13 protein-coding genes are annotated in these 12,214 nt (G+C 39.4%); 8 read left to right on the top strand and 5 right to left on the bottom strand.

Annotated features, from left to right (window positions below; translation table 11 throughout):
* Window positions 1-144 precede the first annotated feature (144 nt).
* Genes ACM44_RS01045 through ACM44_RS01035 form a run of 3 tightly spaced genes read left to right on the top strand, consistent with a single transcriptional unit; the run spans window position 145 to window position 2,575 of the window.
* Window positions 145-1,503 carry a hemolysin family protein gene (locus ACM44_RS01045; RefSeq protein ID WP_048498236.1) on the top strand — a complete coding sequence of 453 codons (1,359 nt, stop codon included), beginning with the start codon at window positions 145-147 and terminating at the stop codon, window positions 1,501-1,503.
* A gap of 60 nt (window positions 1,504-1,563) precedes the next feature.
* A complete protein-coding gene (locus ACM44_RS01040; RefSeq protein WP_048498235.1) occupies window positions 1,564-1,872 on the top strand; it encodes an ATP-dependent Clp protease adaptor ClpS in 309 nt (102 codons plus the stop codon).
* A gap of 46 nt (window positions 1,873-1,918) precedes the next feature.
* The gene (locus tag ACM44_RS01035; RefSeq protein WP_048498234.1) at window positions 1,919-2,575 is read left to right on the top strand and encodes a rhomboid family intramembrane serine protease; all 657 of its coding nucleotides are present in this window, start codon (window positions 1,919-1,921) and stop codon (window positions 2,573-2,575) included.
* A gap of 239 nt (window positions 2,576-2,814) precedes the next feature.
* Here the strand turns inward: ACM44_RS01035 and prmC are convergent, their stop codons facing one another.
* Window positions 2,815-3,669, bottom strand: coding sequence for a peptide chain release factor N(5)-glutamine methyltransferase (prmC, locus tag ACM44_RS01030; protein ID WP_048498233.1), 855 nt, complete (start codon window positions 3,667-3,669; stop codon window positions 2,815-2,817).
* 165 nt (window positions 3,670-3,834) lie between these two features.
* Between prmC and ACM44_RS01025 the strand changes: the two genes are divergently transcribed.
* The 5 genes from ACM44_RS01025 to ACM44_RS01005 all read left to right on the top strand — a co-directional run bounded on the left by ACM44_RS01025 (window position 3,835) and on the right by ACM44_RS01005 (window position 8,546).
* A complete protein-coding gene (locus ACM44_RS01025; RefSeq protein ID WP_048498232.1) occupies window positions 3,835-4,374 on the top strand; it encodes a C40 family peptidase in 540 nt (179 codons plus the stop codon).
* 95 nt (window positions 4,375-4,469) lie between these two features.
* Entirely contained in the window at window positions 4,470-5,279 is an 810-nt protein-coding gene (locus ACM44_RS01020) for a 2,3,4,5-tetrahydropyridine-2,6-dicarboxylate N-succinyltransferase (protein ID WP_048498231.1), read from the top strand.
* 12 nt (window positions 5,280-5,291) lie between these two features.
* Window positions 5,292-6,467, top strand: a complete 1,176-nt coding sequence (locus tag ACM44_RS01015) for a glycosyltransferase family 87 protein (protein ID WP_048498230.1) — start codon at window positions 5,292-5,294, stop codon at window positions 6,465-6,467.
* A gap of 9 nt (window positions 6,468-6,476) precedes the next feature.
* The gene (locus tag ACM44_RS01010) at window positions 6,477-7,403 is read left to right on the top strand and encodes a glycosyltransferase family 2 protein (RefSeq protein WP_048498229.1); all 927 of its coding nucleotides are present in this window, start codon (window positions 6,477-6,479) and stop codon (window positions 7,401-7,403) included.
* A 30-nt stretch (window positions 7,404-7,433) separates the two neighbouring features.
* Window positions 7,434-8,546, top strand: a complete 1,113-nt coding sequence (locus ACM44_RS01005; RefSeq protein WP_048498228.1) for a glycosyltransferase family 4 protein — start codon at window positions 7,434-7,436, stop codon at window positions 8,544-8,546.
* Window positions 8,547-8,660: 114 nt separating this feature from the next.
* On the opposite strand, the gene rplT is transcribed toward ACM44_RS01005, so the two are convergent.
* The 4 genes from rplT to thrS form a co-directional block, all read right to left on the bottom strand.
* Entirely contained in the window at window positions 8,661-9,005 is a 345-nt protein-coding gene (gene rplT, locus ACM44_RS01000) for a 50S ribosomal protein L20 (RefSeq protein ID WP_048498227.1), read from the bottom strand.
* 119 nt (window positions 9,006-9,124) lie between these two features.
* Window positions 9,125-9,322, bottom strand: a complete 198-nt coding sequence (gene rpmI, locus ACM44_RS00995) for a 50S ribosomal protein L35 (protein ID WP_048498226.1) — start codon at window positions 9,320-9,322, stop codon at window positions 9,125-9,127.
* Between the two features lie 169 nt (window positions 9,323-9,491).
* Window positions 9,492-9,998 carry a translation initiation factor IF-3 gene (infC, locus tag ACM44_RS00990; protein WP_152669271.1) on the bottom strand — a complete coding sequence of 169 codons (507 nt, stop codon included), beginning with the start codon at window positions 9,996-9,998 and terminating at the stop codon, window positions 9,492-9,494.
* A gap of 114 nt (window positions 9,999-10,112) precedes the next feature.
* Window positions 10,113-12,032, bottom strand: coding sequence for a threonine--tRNA ligase (thrS, locus tag ACM44_RS00985; protein WP_048498224.1), 1,920 nt, complete (start codon window positions 12,030-12,032; stop codon window positions 10,113-10,115).
* Between the last annotated feature and the right edge of the window lie 182 nt (window positions 12,033-12,214).

Genomic DNA, 12,214 nt, shown 5'->3' with positions numbered 1-12,214 from the left:
TTGTTTTATAAAAAAACAGCCGATTTGTTTTATTCTTTACGGTTTTGATTATCAAATAGTTATTAATTACAAATAGCGGCGTGCTCTATCTGCCTCGTAATAAATTTTTTAACTATCTTTGCCACAATTATTTTTAATTTTTAAATGGACTCGGACGTCGTCAAGCTTTTATTAGCTTTATTCTTAGTATTACTCAATGGTTTTTTCGTAGCCGCAGAATTCTCAATCGTTAAAGTTCGTTACTCACAAATCCAACTGAAAGCCGCGGAAGGAAACTCCATTGCCAAACAGGCGGAGCATATCATCAAGCATCTTGATGCCTACCTTTCCGCAACTCAGCTTGGAATTACATTGGCTTCCCTTGCTTTGGGTTGGGTCGGAGAAAGTGCTATGCACCATGTGGTAGAGAAAATCTTCATTTATTTTAATTTTCCGGTTGAACAGGCGACCATTACCACGATTTCTTTGGTGATCAGTTTTCTGATTATCACTATCATGCACATTGTCTTTGGTGAATTGATTCCTAAATCTATCGCAATCCGGAAATCGGAAGCTACCGCAATGGCAATTTCAATGCCGCTCCGTGGATTTTATATGGTTTTTAAACCATTCATCTGGTTGATGAACTCAATGTCTAACACATTTTTGAGATTGATCAAAATATACCCTGCATCGGAGCATGAAATTCACTCCACCGAGGAGTTGCAGCTGTTGGTAAAACAATCGGCCGACTCTGGTGAAATTGAGGAAGAAAATTACGAAATCATCAAAAACGCGTTCGACTTCACAGATCATTCCGCAAAACAGATCATGGTTCCGCGCCAAAATATTTCTTCGATTGACATAGAAGAACCGGTTGAAGACATCATCAATAAGATTATGGACGGTGGTTATTCCCGACTTCCGGTTTACAAAGACTCCATAGACAATGTGATTGGGGTGCTTTATGCAAAGGAAATTATCCGCGAATACGTCAGAAGAAAAGGAGACTTGAATCACGACGATTTAAAGGAATTGATGCGTGAAGCATTTTTCGTGGTGGGAAGTAAGAAAATTTCGGATTTGCTGAAGGTTTTCCAGCAGAAAAAACAGCATTTGGCAGTCGTTATCGACGAATTTGGCGGTACAGAGGGAATTATTACACTAGAAGATATTTTAGAGGAACTGGTTGGGGAAATCCAAGACGAGGAAGACGACGAAGAAAAAATCGTGGACAAAGTAGGAGAGAACGTTTTCTGGGTTCAGGCTACACAACCTTTAGATGAAATTAATGAATTCTTACCTAAAGAAATTCCACTTTCCGAAGATAACGAGTACCACACTTTGGCAGGTTTCATCCTTCATGAACTCGAGGATATTCCGGAAGAAAACCAGGAATTCAACATTAATGATTATCATTTCAAAATTTTGAAAATGAATAATAAATCGGTGGATTTGGTGCAGTTGATTTATGAGGAACCATCCATCGTTGATGAGATTTCAGAGGAAATCGGCGAATTGTAGAGACGCTATCTATCACGTTTCATGTAAGCAAGAATTTTCACTTTCAAAAAAAAACAAAAAATGTTCAAATACCTCGATTTTTCAAAAAATTACGACGACCCCAAAAGGGAGCACCAGGAGGATGTCGATATATTGGAACTTGAAGATGACGTGTATAAGCTCGTTTTGTGGAATGACGATGTAAACACTTTCGATTACGTGATCGAGTCGCTGATGGAAATCTGCGGACACACGCTGGAACAGGCAGAGCAATGCACGATCCTGGTTCACTACAAGGGAAAATGCACCGTGAAAACCGGAACTCTGGAACTCTTGAAACCCATGCACGAAAAATTAATTTCCAGAAGTTTGACCTCAGAAATCGTCTAATCGAAAAAAGTTTCACATCGCTGAAACTTTTTATTTATGCCAAAAAATGAACACACTTTTATTAATCATCATCGCCGCCACTGCACTGATCAGTTATTTTGGATTCAATAATCCACAGTTTTTTGAGAAATACAAATTCAATGTGGGCGCTATTCTGAACCGAAAAGAATACATCCGTTTGATATCTGCCGGTTTTCTGCATGCTGATTTGATGCACTTGCTCTTCAATATGATGACGCTTTATTTCTTTGCCCCGATCGTAGTGCAGGCATTTGGAGGTGTTGGTTTTCTTGCGGTTTACTTTGGCTCCATTTTATTAGGGAATTTATTTTCCCTCTACTTGTACAAAAATCAGTACTATTATTCTGCGATCGGTGCAAGTGGCGGAGTTTCCGGGATTTTGTTTGCATCTATCGCCATGATTCCAAATATCGGAATTTATTTCTTTTTCATTCCAATTCCAATTCCAGGATTTATTTTTGGATTGCTTTATTTCGCATATTCCGTTTACAGCATGCTGAATCCGAGAGCGTCAGACAACATCGGTCATGCCGCGCATTTGGGAGGTGCATTTTTCGGTTTGGTTTATGCGGTTGCATCGCAGCCGGCGCGAGCGATCGAAAATTCTCTTTTCCTGTTAATTATGGCGCTTCCGCTGATTTACATGGCTTATCAGGTTTTTGTGAAAAAGAAGATCGGCTAAAGTATGGGAGTTTTTTTTTAGGAGCTTGAAGATTGTCGGCTCTTCCGAAGTTCGGACCCGTTTTCCACTGCAATCTTTTTTGTTTTCCCAAGCGATTTCCGGCCGCGGCAAACAAAAAAGGATTTCCGTTTCAACCGGGGCTATTAACTTCTGTCGTTTCTTCTTTCAAAATCTTAAAAACATTTTCTGTCGCGTCAGCTCATCACATCACCAAATCACCGCATCAAGAAATCATCATATCACCGAATTCCCCAAACAAATCTTTCATTCCCCGAAAGATCCTTTAGCAGACGAACTTCAGATAAAATATCTGTAAACAGTTCCAACGTTTCGATTCCCAATTTCTGGTTGATTTCCAGGAAAACCATTCCATGATCTGCAAGGTGATTTTCACAGTCTTTAGCAATTTTCTTATAGAAAATCAAAGGGTCAGAAGTTGGGGAAAACAACGCCATCTCAGGTTCAAACTCCTTTACAGAACCCGATATTTCTCCCTGCTCGTCAATCCCGATATAGGGTGGATTTGAAATAATCACATCATAGATTCCAGCCAGATCATCATTCAAATAATCCTGATGAATAAAGTGGATTTCCGCTTCGTGAAATTCAGCATTTCTTTTCGCAACTTCCAGCGCTTTTTCAGAAAAATCAATTGCGGAAATACTGGAGTTTGGAAAATGTTTCTTTAAAACAATGGGAATAATTCCGCTGCCCGTCCCAATATCCAATATTTTTATGGGTTCCTGGTGTTTTTTACCTGGCTTCTGCAATTCATGTATTGCTAATTCCAATAATTCTTCGGTTTCGGGTCGTGGGATCAGCACATGCTCGTCCAGAAAAAATTTCATGCCATAAAACTCGGTCTCACCCAAAATCTGCTGAAATGGCTTTCCCGTTTTCAGAATTTTCAGCAATTCCTCCAAATCTTCTACATGACTTTTGAGCAGTTCCTGATGCATAAACCGACGCTGCTGAAATTTATCGAACCCCACGATTCTTAAAAGAAAAACAGCGTAGAGCTCCGCACTCTCTGCTTCTGAATATATGGAGGAAAGCTCGCCTTTAAAATATCTTTTATACTCAAGAATAGTCATTATCAATAAATGTTTTTCCGGAATTTAGAATCAAGTTCCTCCTGCAAAATTAAGATTCCTGAAATTAAAATCTCCATCAACGGTTATAAATAAAGGAAAAAATTGAAAAAGTACTATTCAAATGAGAATAAATTCTCTATTTTTGGCGAAAGTAAGTGAAAGGAAATGAGAAAGTATTTTATTTTGGGTTTTTTGTTGATGATTTTGGTTTCGTGCGGTACTTCAAGGAACGTGGTTGTGAAGAGAAACGTACCCACTAAAACAGTCAAGAAAACCTCGGATTTAAAAACTTTAAATTCAAGCTATTCAGGAAAAACCCCGGCAATAGCACAGGAAATTGTAAAAGATGCACAAAAATATCTGGGAGCACCCTACAAGCCGGCAGGAAATACTTCTGCAGGGTTTGATTGTTCCGGCTTGGTTTGCAAAGTGTTTAATGAAAACAATTACAAGCTTCCTCGCCGATCAGAAGACCAGTCCAATGCCGGAAAAGAAATCAATATCCGCGATGCAAAACCGGGAGATTTATTGTTCTTTGCAACTTCTGGTGGAAGCCGGGTTTCACATGTAGGGATTGTGCATGATATCGGGAATGACGGCGAAGTGAAGTTCATTCATTCCTCTACCTCAAAAGGGGTGATTATTTCCTCACTCAACGAGCGGTATTGGAACAACGCATATCTCTTTGCGAGAAGAGTGCTCTAAAAATTAATCCAAAGTACTTTTCAATTCGTATTTTTGCAGAATTGTAGAACAGTAATCAATTTTAATCCCGGAATATCGGGAATCAACTTTTAGTTATGTTAAAGGAAACCATTGAAAATATTTGGGACAACCGAGATTTGTTGCAAAATGAAGACAGCCAGAAATCAATCCGCGAAGTAATCCGCCTGCTGGATTTGGGTGAATTGCGTGTAGCAGAACCTACCGAAAATGGATGGCAAGTGAACGAATGGGTGAAAAAAGCGGTCGTCATGTATTTTCCGATCCAAAAAATGGAAACTATTGAAGTAGGACCTTTTGAATTTCACGATAAAATGCCTCTGAAAAGGAATTATGCTGAAAAAGGTGTTCGGGTAGTTCCACACGCAGTGGCAAGGGAAGGAGCCTACATCGCACCGGGAGTGATTTTGATGCCTTCTTATGTAAACATCGGAGCTTATGTGGATTCAGGAACTATGGTGGATACTTGGGCTACAGTGGGAAGTTGCGCACAGATTGGAAAAAATGTCCATTTGAGTGGTGGAGTAGGAATTGGAGGGGTTTTGGAGCCGCTTCAGGCAGCACCGGTGATCATTGAAGACGATGTTTTTGTAGGTTCCAGATGTATCGTGGTAGAAGGTGTTCATGTGGAAAAAGAAGCTGTTTTGGGAGCAAACGTGGTTTTGACGGCTTCCACCAAAATTATAGATGTAACAGGCGACACTGCAGTTGAAATCAAAGGAAAAGTTCCGGCCCGCTCCGTGGTGATTCCCGGTAGCTACACCAAGAAATTTCCGGCGGGTGAATACCAGGTTCCATGCGCTTTGATTATAGGAAAAAGAAAAGAATCGACCGACAAAAAGACTTCACTCAATGATGCTTTGAGAGAGAACAATGTTTCGGTTTAACCCTTTTTTACCATTAACTTGAAAGATAAATTCATCAAACTGATATCAAATCCTAAATATATTTTTGGGATTTATCTTTTGGTGTCTGCCATTTCTGCGGTGACCAAATTTCTCAGTGGACCACAGAATTACAATAATTATTTGATTTTCAAAAATGTATTTGTCAATACTTTGGCAGAAAAAAACATTTACCTTCTTTATCCGGATTTTCATTTCGATTCCAATCATTACGGGGTGTTTTTCAGCATCTTGATCGCGCCATTTGCTATTTTACCGGATTGGCTCGGAATGGTATTGTGGAATATTGCAAATACACTGGTTTTTCTTTATGCAATCCACAAATTGCCTTTTTCCACACAGAAAAAGTCATTTTTTGCCTGGCTTTGCCTACAGGAATTCATCACAGCTGCAGTCAGTTTGCAGTTCAATATCGCTTTGACAGGTCTATTGATTTTGTCGGCAGTTTATATTTATGAACGAAAGGAAACGAAATCTGCAATCGCAATCTTAATCGGATTTTTTGTGAAAATATATGGAATCGCAGGACTTTCTTCCTTTTTCTTCGTCAAGAACAAATGGAGATTTGTTTTATCGTTCGCGGGTTTCGCGGTATTTTTTCTGATTTTGCCGATGTTGATTTCAAGCCCACATTTTGGGCTGCAGTCCTATGCGGACTGGTTCCAATCGCTTACTGAGAAAAATATGTCTAACCAGGTTTTGGGAAACAGGCAGGATTATTCATTGATGGGAATTGTTCGCAGGGTTTCAGGGAACGCAGAAATTTCAAATCTCTTTTTTTTGGTTCCTGGAATTTTGGTTTTCGGGTTACCTTATTTAAGGCTTAATCAGCACAAAAATTTAGCGTTCCAATTGATGATTTTGTCATCAACGCTTTTGTTCATCGTGCTTTTCAGTTCCAGTTCCGAATCGCCGACTTATATTATCGCAGTTTCCGGAGTGATGATTTGGTTTATCATTCAAAAAGAAAAAACACCTATTGTATTGGGATTGCTGATTTTTGTGATTATTTTGACCTGTTTTTCGTTCTCAGATTTATTTCCGAAATTTATCAAAGAAAATTATATCATGAAATATTCATTAAAGGCACTACCTTGCTGTTTGGTCTGGTTTAGGGTGATTTACGAATTAATGGTCAAAGATTTTCGGAAAGATTACCAACTTGATTAAACTTAAAAAGTGAAGAAAATTTCGATTGTCATTCCCGCACACAATGAAGAAGGCAATATTTCCTTGATTCAACAGAGAATTAGAGAAGTGTTTTCGACACTTGAAAATTACCGTTTTGAAATCATTTTTGTGAATGATGGAAGCCGCGACAATACTCAGCAGAAACTGGAAGAGCTTGCAAACCAGTTTGAAGAGGTGAAGTTCATTGAGCTTTCCAGAAATTTCGGACATCAACCCGCCGTAAAAGCAGGTTTGGATTATGCAACCGGAAATGCCGTGATTTCAATGGACGCCGACTTGCAGCACCCGCCGGAATTGATTCGCGATTTGATCAGGAAATGGGAAGAAGGGTTTGATATCGTTTTTACCGTCCGAACCTATCCAAAGCAAATCTCCAGATTCAAGAGAAAAAGTTCGGCCCTGTATTATAAATTCCTGTCCCTGATTTCGGATGTAAACATTAACGAAGGTGGTTCTGATTTCCGGCTGATGGATTCTTCGGTTGTTGATGTGGTTCGAAATATGAATGAAGCAGATATTTTTCTGCGCGGACTTTCTAACTGGATGGGATTCAAACAAACCGGAATCCCTTTTACCGCGGGTGAAAGAGCAACCGGGCAAAGCAGCTATAATCTCAAAAAAATGATGAAGTTTGCCTTTACCGGAATTACCGCTTTTAGCGTGAAACCCCTTTACATGGCGGCATATTTAGGATTTTTATTCTCAGCGTTTGCGGTAGTGGGATATGGAATTTATGTGATCCATTCCTTTGTTGCAAAGACCGAGATTTCAGGGTGGGCTTCGCTGATCATGACCGTGGTTTTTTTCGGCGGAATACAGTTGATTATTTTAGGAATTATTGGGATTTATTTAGGCAAAATTTTCAAGCAGGTGAAAGAAAGGCCCAACTACATCATCCGGTCCAAAAACTTTTAGAAAGAACCACAAATAATATTTTTTAAGAAGGTGAAGATTGCTTTTGATGGAAAACGCTTTTTCAACAACAGTTCGGGTTTAGGAAACTATTCTCGCGATTTGGTGAGAATTCTGGCCAAATTTTTTCCTGGAAATCAATATGTTCTTTTAAACAAAAATCAAAGTGAACGAGGAAAAGAGATCCTGGATTTTCCTAATGTTATATTTAAGGAAACCTCCAGAGGAAACTTTTCCAGACAGCTTAAAATGGGAAAAGATGCCCAAAATCTTGGTGCGGATATTTTTCATGGACTTTCTGGCGAACTTCCCTTGAAATGGAGCAAAAAACCAATCAAGAAAATTGTCACGATTCATGACCTGATTTTTCTGCGCTTCCCAAATTATTACAGTTTATTTGACCGGAAAATACATTTCTGGAAATTTAAAAATGCTGCTGAGAAAGCTGATTTGGTTATTGCTATTTCCGAACAGACCAAAAAAGACATCATCCGGTTTCTAAAAGTTCCAGAAAATAAAATTAAGGTCGTTTACCAAGGTTGTCATCAATTCTTTAAGGAAAGTCAAAGTCAGGAAGTTTTCAGTGAGGTAAAGCAAAAATTCAATCTTCCCGAAAGATTTATCCTAAATGTAGGAACCATCGAAGAAAGAAAAAACCTGCTGAATCTCGTGAAAGCTATCGATGGGACAAAGATTCCACTAGTGGTTATTGGAAGAAAGACGAAATATTTTAAGAAAGTAGAAAAATATATTGTTCGAAATAAATTGCAGAACCAAACGTATTTTCTTGAAAATGTTTCGATGCAAGAGCTTGCAGCGATTTACAAACTTGCCGATATTTTCGTTTATCCGAGTTTTTTTGAAGGTTTTGGCATTCCGGTAATTGAGGCGCTTTTTTCGGGAACTGCCGTGATTACGAGCAATCTGAGTTCACTTCCTGAAGCGGGTGGAAAAAATTCGGTTTATATTGATCCTGCGAATCATGAAGACATTCGAGCGAAAATACTCTTCCTTTGGAATAATGAATCCGAGAGGAAACGCCGGGTAGAAAAGGGACTGGAATTTGTGCAAAAATTTAATGACGAAAACATCGCGACGGAACTGATGAAAACTTACCGACAGGTTTTAAAACTTACCGACCATTAGATGCGGGTTTCCGTTGAAATTCGCGGTTAATCCATTTGATTTGAAATATCCAAAGCTAACAAAAAAATCCCGAACCGAAGCTCAGGATTGATATTGATAACAAAAAATTCTACATTATTTTACTTGATCTACAACTGCTTTGAACGCTTCAGGGTGATTCATTGCTAAATCCGCTAAAACTTTTCTGTTCAACTCGATGTTGTTTTTCTTTAGAGCGCCCATGAACTGGGAATAAGACATTCCGTGTTCTCTGGTTCCTGCGTTGATACGAGTGATCCAAAGAGATCGGAAATTTCTTTTCTTCTCTTTTCTACCGCGGTAAGCGTATTGCATCGCTTTTTCCACGGCGTTTTTAGCTACGGTCCAAACATTTTTTCTTCTACCGAAAAAACCTTTCGCCTGCTTCATTACTTTTTTTCTGCGAGCTCTGGAAGCTACTGCATTTACTGATCTTGGCATAATTTAAATTGTTTTTTTGAATTGTGCGGTGTTATTTTTCAACACTCTTTTGGGCTCCAATTCAGGGTTAAAATTTTGAATTGTTTTGAATTCTTATAAACCGAAATGATTTATAAAAACTACTTGATGGCTAATTGGCGCAAAACGCTTTTCTCGTCCACGGTAGCAACATAAGAAGTTTGCGTAAGATTTCTCTTCTGCTTGGTTTCCTTCTTAGTCAGGATGTGGCTTTTGTAAGCATTTTTTCTTTTGATCTTACCGGTTCCGGTAAGCTTGAAACGCTTTTTAGCACCTGATTTCGTTTTTAATTTTGACATTGTCTTGTTTTTATTGTTTTGTTATCAACATTTTGAGTGTGCAAAGATAGGGAAAAAGTGCCAATTTAAAAGTAAGGACGCACACTTTTTTATTCAAAAAAAGAGATTTCAACCGAAATCTCTTCATGTATTTCAAGAAGCATGCAGCGTTCCCTGCAACTCCACAATTTTATTTCGCCGCCTTCTTAGGGCTCATCATCATAATCATTCGCTTACCTTCCAATTTTGGCAGCTGATCCACTTTTCCTACGTGTTCCAGTTCCTGGGCTAATTTGAGAAGTAGAATTTCACCTTGGTCTTTGAAGATGATCGATCGGCCTTTGAAGAAAACATAGGTCTTCAGTTTGGAGCCTTCCTCCAGAAATTTCTCGGCGTGTTTCTTTTTGAACTCGTAATCGTGGTCGTCAGTTTGTGGTCCGAAACGGATTTCTTTCACGACAACTTTTACCTGTTTTGCCTTCAGTTCTTTCTGTTTTTTCTTCTGCTCGTAAAGGAATTTCTTGTAATCTAAAATTCGCGAAATGTAAGGTTCCTGTTTATCGGAAATCACCACCAAATCCAATTCCTGGTCTTTGGCAATTTGCAAGGCTTTTGCAAGCGGATAAACTCCGGGTTCCACATTGTCTCCGACCAAGCGTACTTCTTTGGCACGGATCTTTTCATTGATCTGGTGCAAATCTTCCTGTACTCGTCGTTGTGGACCTCTACCTCTGTAGTTAAATTTCTGTGCTATGGGTTTATATTTTATGGGTTAATTAATGCTAATGGCTTTTGGCGAATTTCTTCTGGCTTAAATTTTTGCTTCCGTATTGAAGTAAGTAATGAAATCTTCCACACTCATTGCGCCTAAATCGCCTTGACCTCTTCTTCTTACTGAAACGCTTCCGTTGATTTCTTCGGTTTCGCCCACAATCAACATAAATGGATATTTGTTGATTTCAGCGTCGCGGATTTTTTTGCCGGTTTTTTCGTTTCGGTCGTCAATCAATCCGCAAATATCGTGATTTTCCAACATATTTGAAACTTTTTTTGCGTAATCCACATATTTTTCAGATATCGGCAATATGATGAACTGATCCGGAGCCAACCAAAGTGGGAAATCTCCAGCGGTGTTTTCCAGTAAAATGGCGATAAATCTTTCCATGGAACCAAACGGCGCACGGTGAATCATGACCGGGCGGTGTTTCTCATTGTCACTTCCGGTGTACCACAAATCGAATCTTTCGGGTAGATTGTAGTCCACCTGAATGGTTCCGAGTTGCCATTTTCTGCCTAAAGCATCTTTCACCATAAAGTCCAGTTTCGGGCCGTAGAAAGCGGCTTCTCCATATTCCACAACGGTTTTTAGGCCTTTATTTGCTGCGGCTTGAATAATCGCATTTTCAGCTTTTTTCCAGTTTTCGTCGCTACCGATGTATTTTTCTTTATTATCGGGATCTCTCAACGAAACCTGGGTCACAAAATCCTCAAATCCCAAATTTTTGAAAACATACATCACTAAATCGATCACGTTTTCAAATTCTGCCATCAACTGATCCGGTGTACAGAAAATGTGTGCATCATCCTGGGTAAATCCGCGAACTCTTGTCAATCCATGAAGTTCTCCGGACTGTTCGTAACGGTACACCGTTCCAAATTCTGCAAATCGTTTCGGTAAATCTTTGTAGGACCATTGCCCGACTTTATAGATTTCGCAGTGATGAGGGCAGTTCATTGGTTTTAACATAAATTCCTCACCTTCATTCGGGGTTTTGATTGGTTGGAAACTATCGGCACCATATTTGTCCCAATGTCCAGAAGTTACGTAAAGTTCTTTTGCGCCGATGTGTGGCGTCATTACGAATTCATAACCCGATTTTTTTTGCGCTTCGGAAAGGAAATTTTCCAATTTTTTTCGAAGTGCGGTTCCTTTCGGCAACCAGAGCGGAAGTCCTGCTCCCACTTTTTCAGAGAATGCAAAGATCCCAAGTTCTTTTCCGAGTTTTCGGTGGTCGCGGCGTTTAGCTTCTTCCAGTCTTTCCAGATATTCTGTCAAGTCCTTTTGTTTCGGGAAGGAGATTCCGTAAACTCTGGTCAATTGCTTATTTTTCTCATCACCTCGCCAATATGCACCTGCTGCGTTTAGGATTTTCACGGCTTTCACGATTCCGGTGGATGGAATGTGACCTCCGCGACATAAATCGGTGAAATTATCGTGCGTGCAGAAGGTGATTTCACCATCATTTAGGTTTGAAATCAATTCTGTTTTATAAGGATTATCGGCATATTCTTTAAGTGCATCTGCTTTTGAGACCGCATAAAGATAGAATGTTGCGTCTTTTTTTGCGTTTTCCAGCATTTTCTTTTCGATTTTCTCGAAATCTTTTTCAGACAATGCCTCGTCACCGAAATCTACATCATAGTAGAATCCGCTTTCTATAGCGGGACCAATGGTCAGTTTCGCATCTGGATAGAATTCTAAAATCGCCTGCGCCAAAAGGTGGGCGGAGGAATGCCAAAACGCTTTCTTCCCCAAATCATCATTCCAGGTAAGCAACTGAACCGTAGAATCTGTGGTTATAGGTGTTGAAATCTCCGTCTGAGTTCCATTAACCATGGCAGAAATAGTGTTTCTTGCCAAACCTTCACTGATTGATTTTGCTACGTCGAGCGGAGTTACCGCGCCTTCAAATTCCTTGATGCTTCCGTCCGGAAGAGTGATTTTAATCATTTTAAACTAAAAAATTATAAGCTACAAAAATAGGCAAATTTTGTTAATTTTTTGATTTTGAAAAAAGACAGGCTGCAAAATTCAAGCTGGCTGCATGATTTTTGAAGTGATAGCTAAGCATTTGGGTAAATTATTGCCTTTGTTTTCGGAAAACTTTGGATTTGGAAGTGGCGATCGATTTG

This window comes from Chryseobacterium koreense CCUG 49689, assembly GCF_001045435.1.
In the GTDB taxonomy this organism is placed as follows: Bacteria; Bacteroidota; Bacteroidia; order Flavobacteriales; family Weeksellaceae; genus Kaistella; species Kaistella koreensis.
The sequence above is the reverse complement of the archived record's forward strand: the minus strand, read 5'-3'. Positions and strand labels throughout refer to the sequence as shown.